Source organism: Legionella sp. W10-070 (assembly GCF_900640175.1).
Taxonomy (GTDB): Bacteria; Pseudomonadota; Gammaproteobacteria; order Legionellales; family Legionellaceae; genus Tatlockia.
The window spans coordinates 19,770-43,343 of record NZ_CAAAJC010000012.1; the positions used below are offsets into that span (position 1 = coordinate 19,770).

Sequence of the window (23,574 nt, forward strand, 5' to 3'; positions counted from 1 at the left end):
TCATTACTCAGCAATGAAAACTTTCTATCGATTGCTATGGTCTTCTTACTATCCATTTTACTCTTCCCACTGACTCAATTACGCTTTTATCAAATGACTCATGGTGGTTTGTAAAGTTTTTTAAGATGATTTCATCTTCATACTTATCTAAAATACCAACAACTATGCCGCTGATTCGTTTTAAAAAAATCACATCGCCAACAACTGAAGTCAATGATGAAAATTCGCAATTATTCCCACCAACATAATCACCATATTTAATAAATGGTGCAATCAATGTATTTTTTACCTGTCCAAACGTGAAGTTCTTTTCCTGCATATTCACGTTTAATAAATTTTCTTGTGCAAGGCTATCAAAGTCCAATTCATCAAACGCATTATTGTTTATCAAAATGGGAGGAGCTTCAGATTGGTTTAAAATCCATCCTTGCGTAACAATTAAACCATTGTTAGAAAAAAAATCAATTAGAGAAGATAATTTTTTTAATGGTATTTTGACAGCGTCCAGTTCCCATCTTGCAATAGTTGGCACAGAAGCCATTTTCCATTGCTCTGATAAGTCTTTTCTAGTTAATTTTAATGCGGAACGACAGAAAGTAATCCGATCGCCAATTGTATTCATAAAAGTGTCATGCATGGTTTTTTAAAAGGTGTCCAAATCGACGTGATATATTGATATCATATTAAAATATAACGTACTAAAAATCCATGATTTCAAATGAGTTTTATCGAAGATAATTTAGTATCAGTTGCTATATGCAAAGTTTGAATGATAAAAAATCAAATCAATCACAAGAAATTTCTCAAGTAAGATTAGGTTTTTTGCTTAATGATTATCTTTTTAAATTTGATATTATTTTAATTACGAGGCGAGTAATTGAGGTACATCACGGATGATGTTAAGCCTACGGATAAGGTACTCAATTTTCGCACTCGACCAATAGTCTCACCAGTGGCGAGACTATTGTATGCGTTATAAGGACTTATGCTTAATAGCTATTGTCTTTAGCTAAAATTGAAGAATAAAGAGCAACATAAATAAACAAGACCCTGCCATCATTGCCGTTGACGAGAACAAAGCTATGCGGCTAAATTTCTTAGCTCGTTGAGTATGTTTATGAACTTCATCAACTGAATCTAAAATCATTTTTTTCATGATCTTTATCGATTCGTTTGTTGATTCCTGTATTAATCTAGACAGCACCTCTTTACTGGAGTTCAATGCTGCATTGAGAACGTTTTCAGCTTTTTCCTTCGCATCATCCTTCCACCGAGAGGAAATGCGTTCCATTTCCTCCCTAAATTGCACTAACATTTCCGCCTGTGCCTGACGGGTTTCTTCGAGCAATCTATCGTTCATAGTTTGCAGGATGAGGATGGGATCATCTTTACCGAGAACCACGCCGTGTTTTATAGCGATCTCCTGGATCGCCTTATCAAGTCTTTCTGACATTAGATCACCCGGGCGTTGTCTAATTGTTCAAACAGCTGATCACGGATGATTTTCAGGCGCTGACGGGTCATGATGCTTTTTTCTGGCATAGCCAGCACTTCATCAAAAGTCAGTTTTTGTTGCAGCATCTCAGTTAAATCCCTGCCGTAAGTTTCTTTTTTGAGATCCGGAATTTGAATTAAGGCTGATATGTTGTCTTTGTTATCTCGATAGGCTTTTAGCTGCTCAAAAGCCTTGCCCTCATGTGTTACTGCCCCCCAATAGGGATTGAGCCAGATGATAAATTGAGCTTCATCTCCAAACTGTTCTATCAGCTGCGCAAAACCATTAATGGTGTCAAAAAAGGCTTGTCCACCTGTGATGACAGTGTGGATCACCATTTCATGACCTAATTCCTTTAGTAAAGCTGGAACCTCATTGCTGATAAGGTAATGCGACAGGGGTACAAATGAACTGGCACCGTTGTCGATGATCACATCATGGGTGGTGGTTGCTATTTTTTCGATGAGGGCATCGAAGAGTCTTGGATTGATTTCATCGCCACTCATGACTTGGATGTGAGCCACGTTTAATGCTTTAAAGCCATGAAAAGTGGAGTTGATGGGGTCAGTATCAATACACAGTGGCGTTTGGCTTTTGTAGTGTTTGTATTGGGCTGTGGTTGCTGAAATAAATGATTTGCCGACACCGCCTTTGCCTTGCAGTGTGATATGAATTTTTGCCATTACAAGAGTTCCTCCAGGTTGGGTTTTGGATTAAAAGTAAAACCCCGAATTTCGGTTTTCGCCTTACTTTTAGCCTTTTCATCATCCTTGGTGTTTTCCTGCAACGCGGGCTTTTTCTCTGCCACAATCAAGCGTGCGACATAGCCACAAAATGTTTTATATGAAAATGAGATTTTGCCTTCCTCAAGCAACGTTTCCCAGACCAGCTTTATGGACCAGCCGTCAGATAAAGCACCCTCGATATCTTGCTTTAGTGCAAGAAAAGCGGCTTTGTTTACCGACTTATCAGAGCTTTTTCTGGTCACTTGCTTGGCTGCGATTCGTGCGCTGAGGGAGTTTCCCATGTCATACCATTCATTTGTTGTTGTTCTCTTCGATGGTATGAAATATTGTGCGGCACTGCAATAGTTTATGTTCTTTTTCTTCCTTTTGGCGCAATTTAAATCTCCCTGATATGGTGCTATGTGTAATTAATCGTAATTTATGGTAATTATTCGTAATTATTTGGGTGTTACGAAAAATAACCTTGTAATTACGGAAAATTACCTGTTACTATCCTATTAAGTGAACTTAAAACACTGGGCAAGATAGGTGAAGTTAGCTAACCAGCAAGCTGGCTACCAAATTTCACGAGCCTTATTCGCACCTACGGTGCTCAACGGAAACCCAGAGATTTAAGCTCATCATCAGAAACCCAAAGGATTGCAACCACTTAATTAAGAGGTCAGCATCCTTATGGACGAAACACCAAAAGCCATTACCAGAAAAAACGGGCGTCACCTGCGTGTGCCTGTGCTCCCCAATGAAGAAACTCAAATTAAAGCCAATGCGATTCAGGCAGGCTTGTCTGTTGCTGAGTATCTAAGGCGCATCAGTCTTGGGTATCCTTTGCAAAGTGTGATAGATAAAGAGCACATCATCCAACTTGCTAAAATCAATGCGGATCTGGGTCGACTGGGTGGTTTGCTAAAACTTTGGTTGACGCAGGACAAGCGGGTTGCGCATTTTGACCATGCCACGATAATCGCCCTGTTACGTAAGATCAGGGGGTTGCAAGACTCCATGTATCAAGTGGTGAAAAAGCTATGATCATTCGCCACATTCCGATGAAAAAAGCACGTCTTAGTAGTTTCTCCGGGCTTGTTCGATACATAACCGATCCGCAGGATAAACAGGAGCGGGTGGGAAAAATTCGTATATCGAATTGTAATAGCAGTGAGCTTTCGTGGGCAGTTCAAGAGGTATTGGCTACTCAGGCTCAAAATCAACGCGCCAAAGCCGATAAAACCTATCACGTCTTAATCTCTTTTGCTCAAGGGGAAGTCGTTTCAAATAATCTTTTGAACCTGATAGAAGATCGGATCATCTCAGCCATTGGGTTTAGGGAGCATCAAAGAATCAGTACTGTTCATCATGATACGGACAATCTTCACATCCATGTCGCTATTAATAAAATCCACCCTGAAACCCTAAATATGATTGAGCCATACCGGGCATATAAAACCTTTGCCGAAGTGGCAACCCAGCTGGAGGTAGAGTTTGGATTGAAGGTGACCAATCATCATTCGCGAAAAGGGCACTCTGAGAACCTCGCAGATGATATGGAGCAGCATTCCGGCATTGAAAGCCTCATCAATTGGATGAAGCGTCATTGCAGGGAGCCGATTGAAGCTGCAAAAAGTTGGGCGGAGTTGCACCAAATATTGGCTGCACATGGATTGAGCATAAAACAAAGAGGCAATGGATTTGTTTTTTGTGACAAGAAGGGGCTGATAGTCAAGGCCAGCTCTATTTCGCGGAACTTTTCAAAACAACCTCTTGTTTCCAGGCTGGGTGCGTTTGTGGCAGCACCATTGCATGACGATACCATGTCACAAAATACCTACCGTTATGAACCGCTTCATAAAACGATGTCGAGTATGGCGCTTTACGCCTACTATCGTGAGGAACGGCTGAATAATAAAACCATCCTTTCAGGTAAGCTCAAAACGCTGCGTTCAGCTAAGACAAGAGCCATTGAACAGGCAAAAAAACGCGCTAGACTCAAACGTTCCGCATTGAAACTCATGAAAATGCCTGGCATTCAGAAAAAATACCTTTACTCCAAAATTAGTCAAACGCTTCTCAATGAGATAGAGCAGATTCGAAATAACTATGCCAAACAACGGCAACAGCAGATGAATGATCGTCAAAATCGAACCTGGGCTGATTGGCTCAGGTATAAAGCTGAGGCTGGCGATACAGAGGCATTAACAGCACTACGTTTTCGAAATCGCAAAAATCCGGCTAAATATACGTTTTCTGGCGAAATGGGGGATTTTTTTCATGGGCAGATGAATGATATCGACTCTATCACCAAAGAAGGCACCGCAATTTTCAAAATCAACAGGGCAATCATTCGAAATAATGGCCATGAGATCACGATCTCAAAAGGGGGATCGATTGAAGCTCTAAAAAAAGCACTGGAGATGTCGCGACAACAGTATGGTGACTGCCTTCGCATCCATGGTACAGCACTATTTAAAAAAATCATCCTTCAGCTTGTGATTAAAAATGACATCCCAATCACATTTGCTGATCCCGATATGGAATCCCAGCGCATAAAACTAAAACAGGAGAATAATGATGAAGTTACAAGACGACACCGATATGGTAATGGAGCAGGAGCTTCTGGACGCAATGAAGCTGTTAGAACAGCAGGCCGAAGAAGCAGAAAACCATCAGCAGCAAAGCCCAACCCTTGCTGCATTAGAAACCGCTCGCCGGCCGAAAATCAAAACAGCCTGCGAGACGTGTCCCAACTCGATGTGGTTCAGTTCACCAGAAGAAGTGAAGTGCTATTGCCGGATCATGCACATGCTCAGTTGGAGCGGCAAGGACTCAAACCTGATAACCATGTGCGACGGCAATCTTCTGGTGTGAAGCCGGAAGGGAAAATTCAAAAACCATAATATATGATCTATATTTATCCAATTGATGTTGTTAGTTATTTAACAAATAGATAAATGGAAATATTATGCTAAAGCAATGGAAAGATATAAGCCAAAAGTATGAAGGGGCCTCACTTATTTTAGGAAATGGGGCGAGCATTGCATTCAATGAGATATTTAGCTACACCAGATTATATGAAGTGGCGAGTGAGAATAATTATATTAATCAAAAACTAGGTAGTTTATTCGACAAGTTTGGAACGAAAAATTTTGAGGTCGTTTTATATAGGCTTTGGCAGGCAAAAGAAGTGCTAAATTTACTTGAAGGAAACACGAACATAGTTGATGAAAATTATTTTTTGTGCAGAAATGCGCTAATTAACACGGTTAAAGCTGCACATATTCAATATGATAAAGATGATGAGGTATTCGTTGAAAAATTACAAAATGCATCGAATTTTTTAAAGAATTTTACCATCGTATATTCGCTAAATTATGACCTTATTCTTTATTGGGTGATTGCAATGGGCAATCGGGGCGGAAATATCTTTAAAGATTGTTTCTGGGAAAAGTTGACTGATACAAATTTTAACTTATTTAATTCGGATTGGGATTTTTTAAAGACACCAACTCTTGGTCAAAAAAAGGCAATTTTAATATTTTATCCCCATGGAAATTTAACTTTAGCCAGGGTAAAGCAAAAGCATCTAAATGAGATTGATTTAAAAATAGTTTCAGCTGATCAAATGCACTTAGATGCGATAATTAAAACGTGGGAAAATGAAAATCTTGAACCAGTATTTATCTCAGAGGGCGATTATAACGAAAAAAAGAATCGGATTTATGAAAGCAATTATTTAAGAAAAATATATGAAAAAGGATTTGAAGAAGTTGGACAAAAATTGGTATTTTATGGTTGGGGTATATCTCAAGAAGATTATCATATTTTAGAAAGGCTTCAAAATATCCAAAAAGAAAGAAAAAATCAGCAAGATGACACTACAAAAAAACCTATTGAAAGCATAGCGGTGTCTGTTTACCAAGATGGTGATGAACAAAAATTCAAAAAACATGTGAAGGATATGCTTAAATCCATAGCAACTGATATAGATTTCTTTGATTCAAGTCAAGGCTGTTGGTGCTTTCACTAAACAGTTAATGTAAGGCTTCAAAACTTAGTCAGAATTGGTTTTGGCCAATCTGACAGCCTGAAACCTTATAGATCTATTGACCATAAGAGAAAGGGACGACATTGCTTCTTTGGGATTGGCGTAATTGACGATTTTGTTTACTAATGCTAACAACCTTGGGTTTTATCTGTCGTTTCACACCCTCAATCCCCAAACAACTCTGATTCGCCAGATCATTAAAATCGCTAAATCTCTTAGGATGTTCCGACTGCTCATTGGGCGCAAAGGTTGGCAGAATCATGATGCCGTTAACCGCCTTGGCTGCTTCCATTGCTTTCTCTTTGCCCGGATTGACTCTTTGGGTGATCTCAAGATGCTTGTCATCGTCTGCAGCGATGATGATGGGGGTTTTGGGGTATTTTTCATGTAATGCCTTGGCGACTGCCTTAAGGTTTCCTGCATCAAAGGCTGAAACAACAGCTGGCAGCTCCGTGGCTTCTTTTATCGTTGCTGCAGTGGCGTAGCCTTCAGCGATGATAATAACCGGTGCTTTGGACAATTGTTCCAGCCCACCCAAGACATGAAAACAGCCTTCTTTTTTAGAATCTTTTGCAAAGCGTTTGGTGCCATCCTCGGCGATGTATTGAATGGACCAAATAGTGCCGTTAACATCCATGGCAGGAATGCAGGTGCGTTTGTTTTCATTATCGGTGTATGCACCTGAGTGTACCTGAATGCCTTTGGCGTTCATGTAGGGTGTGGGTTCTCTCACTTCACTCATTTGGGATAGCTTTTGCTGGAGTCTTAGCGCGGTATGATGTTGTTTGGCTTCCAATTCACGCTGACGGGCTTGCTGATGTTCAAGCGCTTGCGTCTTAAGCGCTGATTTTTGCTCGGCAGTTAGAATATAGCCTTTGCTTTTCCAGTGAAGTTCAGCACCAGTACGATTGTTTTTAATGTACCCAGCTGGAACGCCATCTAAGTGCGCTACATAAAATCCAGCTTTTTCTCCTTGTTTATCCCCATCCATAGCGATGCGATGCGGATTACCATCCATGATGGGATGCTCGCCTGCAAGGATAGCACCAAGGCTTAGCAAGGCTTCTTTAAATTCATCAATGGGAGCAGGCGCTTTTTCTTGAGTAACTGCCTGTTGCTCTGGAAGCCAGGGTTTGATTTTTTCCATGGGAACACCTGGATTTGCATACCAGCATTTTTGAATTTTATCCCAGGCAATTCCAGGTGTTCCATCGGGGAGTTTACCAATCCTGGCTTTGGCTGTTTCCTTGTCTTTGTAGGGGATATTTAGCCATCGTTTTTCAGTGGTGATCGGTTCAGCATTCATGTGGATCTCCTCTTCGAATTGATCATCCCTGATTTCAATAGAAGCTATTTTTTGCAGATCTTGCGTTTGTTCAAGCGCGAACAGATGACTCACAATTTTTTCTGCATCCGCACAGGCTCTGAAAATTTCAAGCGGATCATCTTCCAATCCCCGAATCCATGATTTGATATAAGCGGTATGTTGGGATGGGTCGTGACCAATGCCTAGCTCTGCACCTAAGATCATGCTGGCAATTTCTGCCCGGAGTTCCTCACGTGCATAGGCATCTGAGCCAAAAGGATGACCTAAATCGCGCTGAAGCCGTGACGGGTGACCACTCCAATGCCCCAGCTCATGCAATGCAGTTGCGTAATAATGTGCTGCGGATTTAAATTGTTCTTTTGGCGGCAGATGGATGCTGTCGGTCGATAATCGGTAAAAGGCTCGGTCTGCCTCGGAATGAATGATGGTAGCACCCGATTGATGTAACAAGGCTTCAGCCCTGTCAATTAAAGACCAGTCGAGTTCCTTCCTGACGATCTCGGGCATGTTATCAATCTGTGAGGCATGAAAAACCGTTGCGTAAAATACTTTGGGACGTTCCAGATTGACCTGCACCTTTATCGGATTTCCTTCTGCATCCAGCACAGGATGACCACTATCATCCTTTTTGATGCGTTCTTCTTGAAACTTCCAATATTGAATGCTGGTGCCTTTTTCCCCTTTACGCACTTGCGCATTGATGTCTTGAGCTTGCTTGTAGGTAAGCCAGCGGTTGTCATTGCTTGGATGAAGCATCAAATACAAGGCATTAATGCCGCGATAGCGTTTGCCAGTCACGGGATTATAAGGCATCTGACCATCACCTGTGCCTGGCTCCCATGGTTTTAACCACGGGGCGGTTCCTGCTTTCAGGCTTTCAATGATTTGATTGGCGACCACTTGATGGTAAGGCATTTTAGTCATACATCGCCTCCATCGCATCGGCTTCATTCAGTGCATCTTCGAAAAATGCGCCCATCATATCGGCTTCTATTGGACTAACTTCGGTAATAAAGCCCGGAACCTCCAGATCTTCGAATTTGTCTCCAATGATGTCCATGAGATCAATGTTATCGTTCATGTGGTGTACTCCTGTTTGTTAAATACCCATATGGGTGTGATCATTCCTTTGATTTGCCTTGTGTGAACAAAGCCGTAATACCGACCATCAAATGACCATTCACTTTGGTTGGTCATTGTCATCACTTCATCATGTTGAAGTGGGTAATGCGTTACACGCCATTGAGGCAAGGCGCGGTTCATGCCGTCTTTAAGTTTTGGTTTGGAGTAAGGAAGCCGTTCTTGATTTACAAATACTCCTTGGGGTGTCACAGAAATCACATCCCCAGAGACCGCGACCAATTTTTTCATTAAATAACCATAGCCTCCACAAGGCAGACCGTGATCAATATAGCCTCTGCTTTTAGCTAATCGAAACGCAGTTCGGTCATCCGGGCAAAAAATCACATAAGCATTTTTGAAGTGGTCTGTTGAAGTTATGCGGTATAAACCCACAGGAATCGATTCTGTCAGGTTTATTCTGAATCCCAACGCATGAAATAGCATCCCGCTCGTTATCAGTGCTATGAGTACCATCGCTATTTTTTTCATAGTTTAATAAGCTCATCATCACTCAATTGAGCGCGTAATCTATCGGAGTGTGTGGGAGCTTCGACCGATGCTCTTGCAATAAATACAGGATCTTTAAAGTAAAGCGGTTGCTTTCCGTAAATGGCAGGAAAGCCAGCGGCATAAATTACCATGTCGCCGGCTTCAACAATCAAGCCATTAGCATCCTTTTTAGGGCCTGGCATACGCAGGCATTCATCTATCGTCAGAAGGGGTCTTGATATTTCCTGCACGGTTCTTGATATCTGATTTAAGAAGGTTGAAAACCGTCTGCCACTGGTGGTGATGTGTTCCTTAACAATCGTTGTTTGGCCAGTGAGCTTGGAAAGGTGCTCAGCAGTCTCCACGCGATTGGGTGGATAGGCATTTTGGATATGGCAATTAGAGGTGATGGTTTCATCAGGACCATAGCCTCGTTCACGACTTTTTAGCTGATTGATGTCCTGGCAAATTAAGTAAAACTTTAGGCCATATCCTGCAACAAAGGCTAATGACTCTTGCAGAATGTCGAGTTTTCCAAGGCTTGGAAATTCATCAATCATGCACAACAGGCGATGTTTATAGGTTTTTTTAGTTTGAACATAGGACTGACCCTTATCATCCGATACACGCTCAAACTCCATTTTGTCAGCCAATAATCGCACTATCATGTTGATCATCACGCGTACCAGAGGTTGCAGTCTGGCTTTATCATTTGGTTGGGTCACGATATAAAGGCTTACAGGACTGTCATGGTTCATCAAATCGCGAATGCAAAAATCAGAAGCCGACACGTTATGTGCGACCACTGGGTCACGGTATAACGCCAGATAAGATTTTAAGGTGGATAAGACAGAGCCTGCCTCTTCTTCGGGTCGATCTATCATGTCTCGAGCCGAGGCAGAAATGACCGGGTGGGTTTTACCATCAACATGAGGGTATTGCGTCATTTCAATCAGTAGGTCTGCAATATTAATGTTGGGATCGACCAGCATGCGGTCAATGTTAGGAAATGTCGCCGGCTCTCCTTGTTGTTTTAGTTTGTAAATGGCATGGAGAATAAACCCAACCAAGAGGGCTTGTGAGGTTTTTTGCCAATGCGTTTCCAGCCCTTTGCCATCAGGATCAACCACAAGGGTTGCCAGGTTTTGTACGTCTCCCACTTCAGATTCTGTACCAACCCTGATTTCATCAAGCGGGTTCCAGCGCGCACTGCCTTTTAGTGTTGCAGGCTCAAAGCGAATGACTTTGTTATGCGCATGCTTTTGTCTCCAGCCAGCGGTCATGGCCCAAAGCTCGCCTTTCAAATCGGTGATCACGCAGGAATGTTTCCATGATAGAAGTGTCGGAATCACAAGACCAACACCTTTCCCCGAACGTGTTGGGGCATAGGTTAAAACATGCTCTGGTCCATTATGATGCAGGTAATGAATGGTACCTTTGTCATCTTCATAAGCCCCAACATAAACACCTTCATCGTGACCAATGAGGCTTGCTTGCTTTAAGTCCTCCCAATTCGCCCAACGAGCAGAGCCATGCAGGTAATCACTGATCTCATTCTTTTTAAAATATCTGGAGGTCATTACGATCATCATTAAAAGCAATGAGCCGCTCATCACCATGACACCAAAGGCCGCATGAAACGTATCGGGGTAAAACGATTGGTATTTTACAGCCCAAATGAACAGGTGCCAGGGCATATAAACATGCGAAAGAGAGCTGCCTAAGCCTTCGGCATAATGAAACTGGTAAGCCAGGAACTGTGTGCCGATTTGCATGCTCATTAAAAAAGCCCCGATGACCAGCACGACTAATGATGTATTGAATCTGCCAGATTTTTTTTGTCTGACTTGAGGGCCTATGGCTTTATCAGGTTTGCTATGATTCATTCATACGCTCCGGCGGCTTTCTGGTTTACAAACTGACTGACTTCATCAAATGCCTCCTGTCCTGCGCTAAAAACGCCTTCTGGCGCACCCATGGAAACAATCTGTTCTGAGTCAGTCTCTTGCGATTCTGTGGCCGAGGCATCCATTCTGCTTTGGATGGCATCCGCAATTTTACCACCCGTGGTGTCAGCAATTTTTTCAGAAACGGCTTCTTTAATCGCATTTGCTTTTTCACGAGCCACATCCATTGCGCCTGAGGCTAAATGGGAACCAAAGGAACCCGCAAATTTGGCAGCACTGCCCATAGCTTCTGCTAACCCACCGGTTTTGGAGCTTTTATCCTGACCTGACATGGAGTCTGTAGTGCCGGAACCGAGGCTTTGACTCGCGGCCTTAAAGGCTGCGTTCAGTGCCGATAAGCCACCAGCTCCTTGAGTCATTGCAGCGCCTGCCGCACTTGCTATCGCAGCTCCGGCGATTCCTGCCGCACCCATGGCGGCACCAAGGCCAATACCTCCACCGCCACCTGAACCACCGCCTGATACGATGCCTGCGAGTACGGGAGGGATTTTATTAATGAGAACCAGCAAAAGGACTGCAACCACCAACATGACAAACATTTCTTTAAGCGTCATGCTCTCAGAAAGAGCCGCATAATATTGATCCACAAAGGATTTGCCGATGCCGATGATTAAAATCATGGCAAACGCTTGCAGTGCTATCCCCAAGACGGTTTTGTAGTAGTTAATCGCAATATCCTGAGTCCAGCGTCCACCACCAAAACCTAATAAAATGATGCCGCCATAAGTTAAAACCCATGCGGTGATTAAGATAATGAGCATGTTAATACTGACTAAAGCCAGCACGATGAGAATAACCCCTGCAACGATGAGTCCTACTGTGGTTGCTGCAGGCGACCAGATGGATGAGCTGTTGATGGCGCGAGATACAATATCAAATCCCACATCGACAATATCCGAGGGCGATACGTGGTCATCAATGCCTGAGGCGCGTGCCGCCAGTTGTCGCATAGAATCGATGATGGATTTTGCAATGGCCGGACCATTCTCCAAAAGCCAGTAGAAAAAGCCGACCACAACAAAAAACCGCACCGTTTCAGCTAAAAACTCCTGCAGATCTGCCTTGCGTAAAGCCATTAATCCATACGTCCACACCATGCTCACCAAGGCCAAAGACCAAAAGAGGTATCGGGCGTATCCAAGCATGGTTTGACTCCAAAGCGCAGACGTGCTGGAAAAGCGATACAAAATGTTATCCAACAAATCGCGACTGTCGATGTCATGCCCTTTGGCATGACAGCAAGCAGAAAATCCAAGCCAGAACAGGGTAATCAAATAAGGGGTTATTCGTTTATTCATAGGATTACCATTTTTTCCCTGAGCTTTTTGTATAGCTGCCACCCCGAAAACAGGCATCCCCAATGGCCTGCAGTTCCTCTGTAGTGCGATGTTCTCTGGAGCTTTCACAGGTTAATGAGGCAAGATGCTGAGCCTTTTTGGCTTCAGAGTTATTGCATCCAGACAGCAGCGCAACACATACCATCATCCATAGTGTTAAATGTTTCATGTTTTCTCCTTGTTATTAAAAATTACCATTTTTTTCCTGAACTCTTGTGATACACACCCGATCTGAAATGTTCATCACCCGCTGTTTGTATGGCCTCTTTATTGGCATTTGCCGCATCTTTAACGGCCTGCGCGTTTTGCTGGGCTAAGAGCAGACCTCTGATTTGAAGCAATTGGTGGGATTGTTGACTGGCCAATTGAGAGCCGGCCTGGAGTGCCTGCTTTTGTCCTGTGGCGTTTTGTGCCTGAGATTGCAACACGCGAAGTTTGGCCGAATCCTCTTTTAGACTGTGTTGCTGCTTATCAATCCCTTTAATCAAGGCATCATTGGCGCGTTTTTCGGCAACTGACGCGCGGAGTCGGTTTTGTTTGATTTTTCGGATTTCCTCAGGATTGCATTCACTTTGTTCATTAAAGCAGGCATTGTTTTGGTAGTATTCCTGACTTTGAAATCGATCCAGATAGTCCTGAAGACTGCCTGCCTCCTGTTTGTAATAATCAATGGTGTTGGTTGATTCCAGCAGATTATTAATCACCGAGTTGGCATTGTCCCATTCATAGGAGGTCAGTGATTTGGTGTTTTCGAGCATGTTTTGGTATTGATCGAGCTGGTTTTTGTATTGGTCGACTTGAGTTCTATACTCACTAAGTTGTGTTGCAATCATTTTTCCATTTTGAATCCAGTTCGCAACGTCAAATACGGGTGCACCATTTGCCAAGACTGGCAGAGTGCAACAATAAATTAATAAGGCTTTCAGTTTCATATCGTGCTCCTTTCTTAATAGACAAACTGTTGATAAGGTTGTTTAAAGGTTAGGTCTTTCACCACTATGATATTGAAGAGGTATCCTGGACGTACATTAACAGTTGGCGATACGTTCAGGTTTTTTGAAACGAGCTGCGAGGTCACTTCGCCAAGCTGCTGCCCCAACGCCTGACTCATCACACTGCCTGCTGTGGGTTGTGCATACCCGTACTGGTTGGCCTGATTAGTATTTTGACTGTAGGTGATGCCAGCAATAATCCCTGACATTAACAGCGCTGAGCCATAAATACGCCCGTAATGATGATTCACCTCATCGCGAAATCCAGAAAATCCGGCACTATCAGCTCCGGGCATGGAGCCGATATCCAGTGCTTTACTGTCTGGAAATATCAGTCGTTGCCACGCTACCAGCACCGAGTTTTGGCCAAAGCCCACATCACTGGAATAAATCCCCAGGATTTTGGTTCCCTGTGGAATTAACAAATACTTACCGGTCGCGGTGTCATACACATTTTGTGATACCTGAGCGATGATTTGTCCGGGCAACTCGGAAGAAATGCCACTAATCATCACCCCGGGAATTACACTGCCCGCTCTTAATTCATAGCGACTGTTGGGGCTTTGAAGGGTTGAATTTAAATGCCAGCGCGACTCATTTTCTTCCCCACCTAAAGGTTGCGGCATGGATTTTGTTTGTCGTTCTTGTAATAAGGCAAGCTGCGCTTTAAACACCGTTGCGGGATCACTATTTGAGGTCATTTGCTGGTGGTTGGTCAATCGTGAGTTATCAACCATAACCGAAGTTTTAGCCTTAACCGCTTCTTCAAAATCTTGCGTTTTTTCTTGGCGAATACGCTCGATTTCAGCATCCGATACTTCTTGTGTCGGCGCATCTTCCTTGCGGAATTGCTGAGGTTCTGGCATCGATAATGGCGCCATTTCATTGCGACTTGATGGTGCATCAGGTGGTGGGATGATGGCCATTTTATGGTTTCCTACCACCTCACTGGCAAGGCTCATGGTGTTTTTTCGAAGCGATTTTATTTTTACCGGCTCTGATGGCTGGTTTTGCGCATTAGCGCGTTTCGTTGCAACCCATGCGATAAGCAACACAAACAGCGTTAATACACTAATTGCAATGATAAGTGGCATCTGATTCACGCGCTTCACGCCCATAGGTTGCAGCTTTTGTGGTGATTGGTCGGGTGATAAATACTCTTTATTGGGATTCATGGTTCTTACTCCTTATGGGTCCATGCACTGACAGGGAAGAAGGATTCCTGGTTTTTTGCATACATGCGGCTTAACGTCTGCATGCCTACAAAAAGACTCACGCGATACAGTCTTTGGGGTTCAAGCGTATCAAGCACATAGAGCAAATGAGCGTTTTGTTTGGGGCATTGTCGCTCCATCACGCCATAACCTTTTTTTCGTAGGTTCTGAACCAATTGAATGCCAAAGCCATCGCGCACTTTTTGCCCCATGCATAAGGTGTGTTGTGCCGGAGGAAAGACGCGGCTTAATTGATTGGCTGAGTCTTGTGCCAAAACCGCACCCTGAACTTGTGATACTGGCGTAAAATTCCCATAGTTCATGCTTGCACAACTGGATAACAACAATGCTATAAATAGAACAGTTATGTTTTTCATCTGGAGCACCTTGTGATGGTAATTTTTTCTTGATAAGCACCGCTTCCGATAATAAGTATCGCTTTATCAAATACACCGTCTACGATGTAGCGACAGCCTTGAACGCGATAATTCACCATGACCGATTCAGACTTTCCAAAAAGACCTTTGCTTCTTAAAACCAAAAGCGCAGGAGCATCATTTTGAGCCATGGCTTTGGGCATCTCGATGATGGTTTTAACACCGTTGTTATAGACTCGAACCGGCTTCAATCGGGAGTTGCCTTGAACTTTATAGTTAAAGTTAAGATCGCCCAGATACTCATGGGTTTCTGGCAAGGTATCCATTTTGCGTCTTTCAGCTTGCATGTGTTGAATGAGTTGCCACTTGGCTTTTGCTTCATCGGGGTATGTGAATGAAATGTAGGGCATAAACTCGGTGCGATCTGACTTTAGTCTGAAGTGATACGTCCTTCGGTCAGTCGTGACAACCATTGATGAATCAAGCCCTACATCTTTAGGTTTGATGAGCAGATGGATTTGTTGTGAGCTGCCGGAACCTGTGATGGAGGGTTCTACGACAAAACGCGGATCACCGACATTCATGTCGTTAAACTGTTCACCGGGTTGCAGGGCAATATCACAAACCTGTAAGGGTGCACACACCACTCTGATTTGTCCTGAGCCATAAATAAAACTGACCGAACCATCGGCAGAGGCAAAAGGCTTACTCGTTTTTTCGCCCTTTTGGGTACGCTCTGCAATATCTAGTGCCTGCTTTTCCTGAGTTGAGAGCTTAGGATCGGTTTCTGAAAAATATCGGTTGGCAATCTCGGTATTATCCAATGCAAACCCAGCCAGCGGGGTGAGTAAACACAAGGTGCTGATGATTCGTTTCATTGCTGTTCTCCATGCTTTAATTCGTAGGACCAGTTAAAGTCACGCACATAAATCAGGTGAGGATTTTTCAACATGGACTCACTGGCGGCATCATGGACTTCATTGTCCTGATATAGGGTAATCATCGCTTTCATCATGCGTGGTTTTTCTTTGAGCGTACCATCACGATTTCTCACGGTTTCAATCCAGTCGACTTGCCAGGTTTCATCCGACTCTTGAAGCACCGAACGGATATCAATACTCACAATTTCATGAGTGGCTCGCTCAAATGGATTGGATTGTTGCTTGTCGCTATAGAATTCCTGAACTTTCGTTAAGGCGGCATCGTTGGCATTGAGGTAAGCGTACACTTGAAAAACCGCTTTCTTTTGCAGCTCCGCATCAAGACTTACCATGCGAATGTTTTCAATAAAATGGGCAGCTGCCGCGCGATAATCATCCAAAGTTGCATCACCCACTTTATCGGCGCGTGTGATGGAGAGCGTATTCCCATTGGCATCTTGCTGAAACACCAACGGGATGAATTTCGATTGGCTACCAATAGCTATGAGTCCACCTACGGCCGCCAAGGCAATCAGAAGGCTAGATAAGCCTACCAGTTGCCAAACCTGCAGTGATTTCATAAGCCCTGCGGTATGAACATTCCATGCGCGTCTGGCGTTGAGATAAGGGTTGTTTGTTAATGCTTGTTTCATGCTGCTTCTCCATAGAGTTCTGTGGAAATCCCTTTTTCTAAAAGCCATTGATTGACCCACACATCCCCATGCTTTTGTTCCAGTTGCTGCATGCGAGCGATAGAGTCGGGATCGGTTGTGCCAACGACTGCCAGGGCATAAGGCCCCAAGGCTAACTGATACAATCGCTGACCTTTTTCACTGACATAGTAATAATCACGTTTGGGTTGGGCTGTTGCTATGATGTCAATCTGGCGTGGGTTTAAGCCCATACGCTCATAAATCAGGCGTGTTTCAGGATCTCTGGCATACAGATTCGGTAAAAAGATTTTGGTGGCGGTTGATTCAACAATAATGTCTAAGATGCCAGAATTGGCTGCATGGGATAAATGCTGGGTTGCCATAAATACCACGCAGTTTTTCTTGGCTATGGAATCAAGCCATTCTGCAATTTTGTTTTTGAACACTGGATGCGCCAGCATCAACCAGGCTTCATCAAGTAGGATTAGCGTGGGTCGGCCATCTAATGAGGTTTCAATACGTCTAAAGAGATAGAGCAACACTGGCAAGGCAAATTTCTCGCCCAAACCCATAAGATGCTCTATTTCAAAGGTCATGAAGGACGACAAACCCAGCCCATCGGATTCGGCATCTAACAAATGCCCCATCAAACCATCAATAGTGTATTGCTTTAAGGTTTCTCGTATAGGTTCATCCTGTATGGTCATGACAAATTCGGATAAGGTTTTAGAGCCACTTTGATGCATGCTGATGATGGCATGGCCGATTTCATTGCGTTGCGCGGGTGTTGTATTTAAACCATTCAAGGCCAGAATGGTATCAATCCACTCCATAGCCCAGGCTCTATCGGCTTTTGTTTCTAAAAACTGTAAGGGTGCGAACGCCAGGCGGGAGTTTTTATCTGCAATGGTAAAATGCTCGCCACCGGTTGCCTTACAGGTAGGATACATGGACATGCCCTTATCAAAAGCATAAATACGAGCATCTTTATAACGACGCCAGGACAATGCCAATAAACCTAGATGGGTTGATTTACCGGAGCGTGTGGGTCCAAACATAATGCCATGACCTAAATCTCTCACGTGAAGATTCAAACGAAATGGCGCGTTGCCGCTGGTGAGGCAGTGCATCAAGGGTGGTGCATTGAGTGGAAACAGCGGACAAGGCGCTTTATTTTCGCCTGTCCAAATACTGGATGTGGGGAGTAAATCCGCCAAATTCATGGTGTTTATCAAAGGCCGTCTAATGTTTTCAACGCCATGACCGGGTAGGCTTCCCATAAACGCATCCATGGTATTGATGGTTTCAGTGCGTGCACTAAAGCCCAAGGCATTGATATTTTTTTCAATAAAGAGAGCGGCTTTTTCAACTTGCGCTCTATCTTCATCCATTAATACCACTACAGAGGTGTAATAGCCTTGACCCACCATGCCCGAGTTGGTTTCAGCAATTGCGGCTTGCGCATCCTGAACCATATTTAGCGCATCTTCATCGATAACCCCTGAGTTGGTCTGAAACATCTGATCAAAAAAGCCCCTGATTTTTTGCTTCCATTTTTTACGAAACTTGGTGAAATGCGCCACGGCTTCATGGGCATCCAGGAAGATAAAGCGAGAGTTCCAACGGTATTCAACGGGTAATTGCGTTAGAAGCGTTAAAATGCCAGGATACGACTCCATGGGAAATCCTTCTATGGCAACGCATTGAATGAACTTACGACCGATTTTAGGAGTAATGCCCGACGTTAATTCCTGTCCACCAATCAGTGCATCCAGATACATTGGATTCTTGGGCAGGTTCACCGGGTGATTCAGCCCTGTGACGCAGTATTGTATGTGTCTTAAGAAATGGTCCTGGGTGATTTTTTGGTCGTCATGGATGATCACTTCAGAACCTAGTCGTTCAAGGTGTACTGCAGCACTCATGCGTGACTCAAAGTTTCTGCAGGCTTGCTTAAACGTCTCAATCAATTGATGTGTTTGTGCTTTTTGACTCAGTGACTCACCGGAATCATCAAACAGCAATTCAACAAAGCGTTTTTGTGCCAATACCGGTGGATACCAGGTGAGCGTAATAACAAAATATCCCTCGAACAACGTGCCTATATTTTCAAATAACTGCCGTCTTTCTTCATCGACTGCCTTTGATACTGAATCGGGAAAGTATGAGGCGCTGCGTTCACTATAACTAGGAGCTGCACGTCTTATCGCATCGACATGAATCATCCAGCCATTACCCATGGCAGATAAGGCTTGATTGATACGAAAAGCCATCGTTTCGCGCGCTTCATCGGTTGTGTTGGCAATGTCTTCCCCCTGATACATCCAGGCAGACATGAACGAGCCATTTTTGCCGACAATCACGCCATCATCGACTACTGCCGCATAGTTCAATAAATCCACCAGACCAGCCGTTTGGCTGCGATGCTTTCTGACATGGTGCTCGCGGCTTTTCAATCGAGTGACACTAAATAGCGTTCCTAAAAGCAAAAGCCCTGTGATGCTGATTAAAAAGCTAATGCATGCAATCATAAATACCCCCGTTTATTATTGCGAAAGGGGGTTGAACGCGCTGGGTAATAGTCTTGATAGCCTCTTTGTCTTAGATAAACCGCTCTCATATAAGGATCGGACTTGGCCATCAGGCGAAGTCCTTTTAATGATAAAAACCAAAGGGCAGCGCCAGAAATGGCAGCCAGCCAATCTTGAGCCGCAAAGATTAAAATGGCGGACAACAATCCTGAAAACATCACCAGTTCGCGATCCCCTCCCATAAAAAGACTGGGGCGGTTACCGCATTGTCGTATTGGAATCGTTCGAAGGCTCATGGCGCAAACTCCACTACCGATGGTCTGGAAATTTCAGCTCCTTTGCCTGTAATTGCCGTCATGGTATTTTGTGCGGCGACTAAGAATGAGAGTACCAACACAAAAAACACCAAGGTACGCATAAAGCCATTCATGTCGCCACCAAAAATAAGCGTGGCTCCTGCGGCAACAAGACCGATGATGGCAGCAGAAAAAGCAAAGGGGCCGGTAATGGATTTTTGGATTTTGGTAAGCCACGAATCAAAAGGAAGTCCACCACCGGCACTCGATGCGCATGCGGGATGCGTGATGAGTAGTAGTAATAAAATGACAGTGCCTGTCATCAAAAGGTTTTTATAATTAAACAGTGTTGCTTGATTCATGGGGTTCTCCTTAAATGAGTGTTTCAATAATGTAATGTCCGTTTTCAAAGCCTTTTATGGATATGATGTCTTCAACGCGCCGCCCTTGTGGGGTTCTTGCGATATGCACCACACAGTGAACTGCCTCACCAATGAGTGGCTCAATCTCAGCCGGTGCAGCAGGATTGCGGCTAATCAGAGATTTCAAACGCTGAAGCCCCGCCAGGCAGTTATTGGCATGCAGTGTGGCGGCACCGCCTTCATGACCGGTATTCCAGGCATCAAGTAAATCCAGCGCTTCTCCACCTCTGACCTCACCGACCAGGATTCGGTCAGGGCGCATTCGAAGGGTGGTTTTCAACAGTTGCGTCATGTTGACATCAAGTGTTGTGTGGTATTGAACACAGTTTTCAGCAGCACATTGAATTTCTCCCGTGTCTTCGATAATAAAGACGCGCTCAGTGGGTGAGTGATTCACCATTTCATTGATAATGGCGTTAACCAATGTGGTTTTACCCGACCCCGTGCCGCCAACAACCAGAATGTTTCGATGCGTTTTCACTGCATTTTTAATCACCGCACATTGTGCTGTAGTCATTACCTCTGATTGCACATAGTCATCCAGGCTAAATACCGAGATGGCTTTTTTACGAATGGCAAAAGTGGGCTTGGATACCACGGGGGGTAATTGCCCTGCAAAGCGAGATCCATCCAGTGGCAGTTCGCCTTCAAGTATTGGATTAAATCGAGTGACCTCTTTTCCATGAAATCCAGCCACCGTTTTAATGATGGATTCTGCGCGTGCCTCAATGATGCTTCCTATGCAATGCATGGTTTCGCCAAGGCGCTCTTGCCAGAGTTTGCCATCGGCATTAAGCATGATTTCAACTGTTTTTGGATCGTTTAACGCACTTTCGATTAAAGGCCCTAAATCACGCCGTAGTTTCTCTTTGGCTCTATCTTTTACCGTAACACTTTCATCGTCATGTCCTGTCATCATGGTCCTTGTTCTTGAGATTAAAATACGATGGATAACCCAACGAGTATGGAGTCCTGAGAAGGGATCCCCTCGATGTACCCGGTTTCAGTAAATGGATTGACCTGATAATTGGGATGACTGCCAAACACATGCTGATAGCCCAAAAAGAAGGCGCTGTTATCACTCATGCCATATCCAAGCCCGGCCTGAAGTTCAGGGTTTGTTTTTGCTAAATCGTTGACTTCATTCCTGTCGACTTGTAATTGCCTGTAGGCAAATCCTCCTTTAACAAAGCCAAACAAACCGGGGTTATCAAAAGGAGTTACCTTAAGGGTGAGCAACGCATCAATCAGAGGCTTAATCACAATACCCACCGGCTCACCGCCTAATACATCAAGCATGGGTTTGGGTGTGTCCAGTCGCATGGTGTTTCCGTTTTGCGCCCCGATTTCAAGACCCACGCTCAGCAGTTCAGAAACATCGTATTGCGCATCCAAACTCAACCGCCCCAGGACGCTTTGCCCATCATGGGCATAAGCATGTTGATACTGAGTGGCTCCAGTGCTGCCGGAAATACCGAAGCGGAGTCCTTTGCAATCAAAGCAATTACTTGCCTGAGCCAGAGGGCTAAAAAGCGCTAGCCCCAAAAACAGATAGTGAATTTTCATCGTGCATCCTTGTTGATTAAAAACGGGATATTGCCCTGACACGACCCATCGTGTTTGCCTTATCGCTAGCAACTAATTCACCGCTTGAAAAATTAATCAGCCATGCGTTCGAAGCACTTGCTTCGGTTGAGGTCCAATAAAAGTCGGGGGCAAAGGATGCACGATTGCCTGCGCGCAAATTGGTGTGCATCAATTGCAACTCAAAAGCCGAGGGTAAATACCAGCCGCCATAACAAACACCTTGATTGACGATGGGCGTTTTACAGGGCGTGATGCCATCGGCTTGAACTTGAAATTGAGAGGCCAGGAGGGCAGCAAATCGGCCTTTTTGATTATCAATGGTCTGGCTTGCAATGATGAGGCGCGTATTGGTCTCACCAGAACCGATACCATCACCTCGTGCATTGGTTATTTTGTTGCCTGAAGCCCCATTGCGCCATTGAATACCTTCTTCAGTCACGTCAATTTTGCTGGCGATCAAGCCGTGTTGTTTAGATTCATCCACCCAGAAAATAATGCCACCATGATATGCTTCACCAAGCTGGTGCAGGTTTTGATTGGCTTTTAAATGTCCGATTTCGTCAAAGAGTTTCTGGATATTAATATTGGCTTCACCAATTAGAGTGTAGGCATACTGAATTTTCGCCCACATTTCAGTATCATCGGCTGCAAATGAGGATGCAGCTGGGAGCAATAAAGCAAGTCCAAGTAATTTTTTTAATGTCATGGTTTGATTCCTTATCGGTTAAAATGCATGGATGGGAAGAACATGAGCCTCCATAGCCTTATCTGTACTAGACTGGGCACCACTGCCAAAGTCGAACACATAAGCACTAGAAACACTGTCTTCACTAGAACTCCAATAACGACCTGCAATCCATTGTCCTAACCCATGAAGGTAGAGGTTTTGTCGTATCAGTTGTAACTCGGCCAATGACGGCAAATACCAGTTGCCATAACAAGCTTGAGTTTGATTACAAGGGGTCTCGCCATCTTCCTGAACCGCGAATTGATGGGCAATCAGTGCAGCAAATTGGCCTTCCTGATCGTCAATCGTTTGTTCAGAAATGATAAGATGCGTGTTTGAAAGACCTGCAAAAAGGCCATTCGCTCTGGCATTGGTGGTTTTGTCGCCACTTTCACCATTTCTCCAGGGAATGCCTGCACCCGTTGTTGGGATCACGCGGGCGGCAACCAAGCCATGCTGCTGCGACTCATCCAACCAAAACACCACGCCGCCTTGATACAACTCACCAATACGATGCTTCAGTTCGGTGATTTGCGCCTCAATTCGGGTGTTTTCTTGGTGGATTTGAATCTGAACCTGTTCAACCGCCTCTTTAATTTGTTTATCCACATATTCTTTGGAAGCAGGACTTGCCGAGACAAAGGGGGATAGCACTATCAGAGCTAATGCTATGGCCGTTGAACCTGGCTTTTGATTCATGGAGCGCTTAGTCATGACTCACTTCCTCGTTATTGATGATGTGCTGCAGGCTGGCTGCTGTGTTTAAATTTGGAGATGAGTCGATCCACGATGCTTACTTTGTTAGGGGCGGCTTCATAAAACCAGGCATCCTGTTGACGCTCTCTGTAGATGCGTCTTTGAATTTCATCGCGGTGAACAGGAAGCGATTGTGGGGCATCAAAGGCCAGACGCACTTCACCTTGACGATAACCCACCACTGTGCAGTACACGTCTTCACCGATAACTACCGACTCACCAACTTTTCTTGTTAAAACCAACATGGTTTTTCTCCTTGTTTTGTTAAATTAAATAGGCTTTGCATTGCCTGATATGTAGTTCAACCACAGCTTCGCTTACTGGCTGGTAAGCATCTTTTGCTACATAAAACGAACGGCGTTTCTTGATAGAACGACAAAGACCAATCATCTGCGGCAAACTTGGCGGCATTTCGGTATGATCGCGACAGGTTAAAATCGCCTCATTCAAAACCGCATCACTGAACGGCTCTAAACCCTCCAGCCACTCTTTTTTTGCAAACTCTAAAAATCCTTCACTCTTAAACTGGCTGCGCCATAAATGCCCGTAAAACACAGCAAAGCGGGTAAACAGATTCTCA

Annotated in this window: 27 protein-coding genes; 3 read left to right on the plus strand and 24 right to left on the minus strand. The window is 44.2% G+C overall.

All coding sequences use genetic code 11. The features are described from left to right. Positions 1–34: 34 nt before the first annotated feature. From E1O65_RS06760 to E1O65_RS06775, 4 genes are all read right to left on the minus strand, one after another. Positions 35–622: a hypothetical protein gene (locus tag E1O65_RS06760; RefSeq protein WP_133132839.1), complete on the minus strand. Its 588-nt coding sequence runs from the start codon at positions 620–622 to the stop codon at positions 35–37. A 387-nt stretch (positions 623–1,009) separates the two neighbouring features. Then, on the minus strand, positions 1,010–1,453 hold the full coding sequence (locus tag E1O65_RS06765) for a conjugal transfer protein TraM (RefSeq protein ID WP_133132840.1): 444 nt from the start codon (positions 1,451–1,453) through the stop codon (positions 1,010–1,012). Next, entirely contained in the window at positions 1,453–2,178 is a 726-nt protein-coding gene (locus E1O65_RS06770) for an ArsA-related P-loop ATPase (RefSeq protein WP_133132841.1), read from the minus strand. Before E1O65_RS06770 ends, E1O65_RS06765 begins: the two co-directional genes overlap by 1 nt. Further along, complete coding sequence (locus E1O65_RS06775) at positions 2,178–2,522, minus strand: TraK family protein (RefSeq protein WP_133132842.1); 345 nt, start codon at positions 2,520–2,522, stop codon at positions 2,178–2,180. The genes E1O65_RS06770 and E1O65_RS06775 overlap by 1 nt, the downstream gene beginning before the upstream one ends. Positions 2,523–2,913: 391 nt before the next feature. On the opposite strand from E1O65_RS06775, the gene traJ reads away from it, so the two are divergent. From traJ to E1O65_RS06790, 3 genes are all read left to right on the plus strand, one after another. After that, complete coding sequence (gene traJ / locus E1O65_RS06780) at positions 2,914–3,267, plus strand: conjugal transfer transcriptional regulator TraJ (protein ID WP_133132843.1); 354 nt, start codon at positions 2,914–2,916, stop codon at positions 3,265–3,267. Continuing rightward, positions 3,264–5,129 carry a TraI/MobA(P) family conjugative relaxase gene (traI, locus tag E1O65_RS06785; RefSeq protein ID WP_133132844.1) on the plus strand — a complete coding sequence of 622 codons (1,866 nt, stop codon included), beginning with the start codon at positions 3,264–3,266 and terminating at the stop codon, positions 5,127–5,129. The genes traJ and traI overlap by 4 nt, the downstream gene beginning before the upstream one ends. A gap of 65 nt (positions 5,130–5,194) precedes the next feature. Further along, the gene (locus E1O65_RS06790; RefSeq protein ID WP_133132845.1) at positions 5,195–6,259 is read left to right on the plus strand and encodes a DUF4917 family protein; all 1,065 of its coding nucleotides are present in this window, start codon (positions 5,195–5,197) and stop codon (positions 6,257–6,259) included. Between the two features lie 73 nt (positions 6,260–6,332). Here E1O65_RS06790 and E1O65_RS06795 read toward each other — a convergent pair whose 3' ends face one another. Genes E1O65_RS06795 through E1O65_RS06885 form a run of 20 tightly spaced genes read right to left on the minus strand, consistent with a single transcriptional unit; the run spans position 6,333 to position 23,567 of the window. Continuing rightward, a complete protein-coding gene (locus tag E1O65_RS06795; protein WP_133132846.1) occupies positions 6,333–8,528 on the minus strand; it encodes a zincin-like metallopeptidase domain-containing protein in 2,196 nt (731 codons plus the stop codon). Next, positions 8,521–8,685 carry a hypothetical protein gene (locus E1O65_RS12575; RefSeq protein WP_027222710.1) on the minus strand — a complete coding sequence of 55 codons (165 nt, stop codon included), beginning with the start codon at positions 8,683–8,685 and terminating at the stop codon, positions 8,521–8,523. Before E1O65_RS12575 ends, E1O65_RS06795 begins: the two co-directional genes overlap by 8 nt. Further along, positions 8,682–9,215 (minus strand): conjugative transfer signal peptidase TraF, encoded by a 534-nt coding sequence (gene traF / locus E1O65_RS06800; protein ID WP_133132847.1) that lies wholly within the window; start codon positions 9,213–9,215, stop codon positions 8,682–8,684. Before traF ends, E1O65_RS12575 begins: the two co-directional genes overlap by 4 nt. After that, positions 9,212–11,101, minus strand: a complete 1,890-nt coding sequence (locus E1O65_RS06805) for a type IV secretory system conjugative DNA transfer family protein (RefSeq protein WP_133132848.1) — start codon at positions 11,099–11,101, stop codon at positions 9,212–9,214. The genes traF and E1O65_RS06805 overlap by 4 nt, the downstream gene beginning before the upstream one ends. After that, positions 11,098–12,480, minus strand: coding sequence for a P-type conjugative transfer protein TrbL (gene trbL, locus E1O65_RS06810; RefSeq protein WP_133132849.1), 1,383 nt, complete (start codon positions 12,478–12,480; stop codon positions 11,098–11,100). Before trbL ends, E1O65_RS06805 begins: the two co-directional genes overlap by 4 nt. 4 nt (positions 12,481–12,484) lie before the next feature. After that, positions 12,485–12,688, minus strand: a complete 204-nt coding sequence (locus tag E1O65_RS06815; protein ID WP_133132850.1) for a hypothetical protein — start codon at positions 12,686–12,688, stop codon at positions 12,485–12,487. A gap of 22 nt (positions 12,689–12,710) precedes the next feature. Continuing rightward, positions 12,711–13,451 carry a P-type conjugative transfer protein TrbJ gene (gene trbJ, locus E1O65_RS06820; RefSeq protein ID WP_133132851.1) on the minus strand — a complete coding sequence of 247 codons (741 nt, stop codon included), beginning with the start codon at positions 13,449–13,451 and terminating at the stop codon, positions 12,711–12,713. 14 nt (positions 13,452–13,465) lie between these two features. Continuing rightward, positions 13,466–14,686, minus strand: coding sequence for a TrbI/VirB10 family protein (locus E1O65_RS06825; RefSeq protein WP_133132852.1), 1,221 nt, complete (start codon positions 14,684–14,686; stop codon positions 13,466–13,468). Between the two features lie 5 nt (positions 14,687–14,691). Then, a complete protein-coding gene (locus tag E1O65_RS06830; protein ID WP_133132853.1) occupies positions 14,692–15,102 on the minus strand; it encodes a conjugal transfer protein TrbH in 411 nt (136 codons plus the stop codon). Then, entirely contained in the window at positions 15,099–15,980 is an 882-nt protein-coding gene (gene trbG / locus E1O65_RS06835; protein ID WP_133132854.1) for a P-type conjugative transfer protein TrbG, read from the minus strand. The genes E1O65_RS06830 and trbG overlap by 4 nt, the downstream gene beginning before the upstream one ends. Continuing rightward, a complete protein-coding gene (locus E1O65_RS06840) occupies positions 15,977–16,675 on the minus strand; it encodes a conjugal transfer protein TrbF (RefSeq protein ID WP_133132855.1) in 699 nt (232 codons plus the stop codon). Before E1O65_RS06840 ends, trbG begins: the two co-directional genes overlap by 4 nt. Continuing rightward, entirely contained in the window at positions 16,672–19,206 is a 2,535-nt protein-coding gene (locus tag E1O65_RS06845) for a conjugal transfer protein TrbE (protein WP_133132856.1), read from the minus strand. Before E1O65_RS06845 ends, E1O65_RS06840 begins: the two co-directional genes overlap by 4 nt. Beyond that, entirely contained in the window at positions 19,203–19,502 is a 300-nt protein-coding gene (locus E1O65_RS06850) for a conjugal transfer protein TrbD (protein ID WP_133132857.1), read from the minus strand. Before E1O65_RS06850 ends, E1O65_RS06845 begins: the two co-directional genes overlap by 4 nt. Next, on the minus strand, positions 19,499–19,864 hold the full coding sequence (locus E1O65_RS06855; protein ID WP_133132858.1) for a TrbC/VirB2 family protein: 366 nt from the start codon (positions 19,862–19,864) through the stop codon (positions 19,499–19,501). Before E1O65_RS06855 ends, E1O65_RS06850 begins: the two co-directional genes overlap by 4 nt. Positions 19,865–19,874: 10 nt before the next feature. Beyond that, positions 19,875–20,840 (minus strand): P-type conjugative transfer ATPase TrbB, encoded by a 966-nt coding sequence (gene trbB / locus E1O65_RS06860; RefSeq protein ID WP_133132908.1) that lies wholly within the window; start codon positions 20,838–20,840, stop codon positions 19,875–19,877. 20 nt (positions 20,841–20,860) lie between these two features. Then, complete coding sequence (locus tag E1O65_RS06865; RefSeq protein WP_133132859.1) at positions 20,861–21,490, minus strand: outer membrane beta-barrel protein; 630 nt, start codon at positions 21,488–21,490, stop codon at positions 20,861–20,863. 16 nt (positions 21,491–21,506) lie between these two features. After that, complete coding sequence (locus tag E1O65_RS06870; RefSeq protein ID WP_133132860.1) at positions 21,507–22,217, minus strand: DUF1566 domain-containing protein; 711 nt, start codon at positions 22,215–22,217, stop codon at positions 21,507–21,509. 18 nt (positions 22,218–22,235) lie between these two features. Further along, positions 22,236–22,952 (minus strand): DUF1566 domain-containing protein, encoded by a 717-nt coding sequence (locus E1O65_RS06875; RefSeq protein ID WP_242601552.1) that lies wholly within the window; start codon positions 22,950–22,952, stop codon positions 22,236–22,238. Positions 22,953–22,966: 14 nt separating this feature from the next. Next, entirely contained in the window at positions 22,967–23,239 is a 273-nt protein-coding gene (gene csrA / locus E1O65_RS06880; protein WP_133132861.1) for a carbon storage regulator CsrA, read from the minus strand. A gap of 19 nt (positions 23,240–23,258) precedes the next feature. After that, positions 23,259–23,567 carry a Vir protein gene (locus E1O65_RS06885; RefSeq protein ID WP_133132910.1) on the minus strand — a complete coding sequence of 103 codons (309 nt, stop codon included), beginning with the start codon at positions 23,565–23,567 and terminating at the stop codon, positions 23,259–23,261. Positions 23,568–23,574 lie beyond the last annotated feature (7 nt).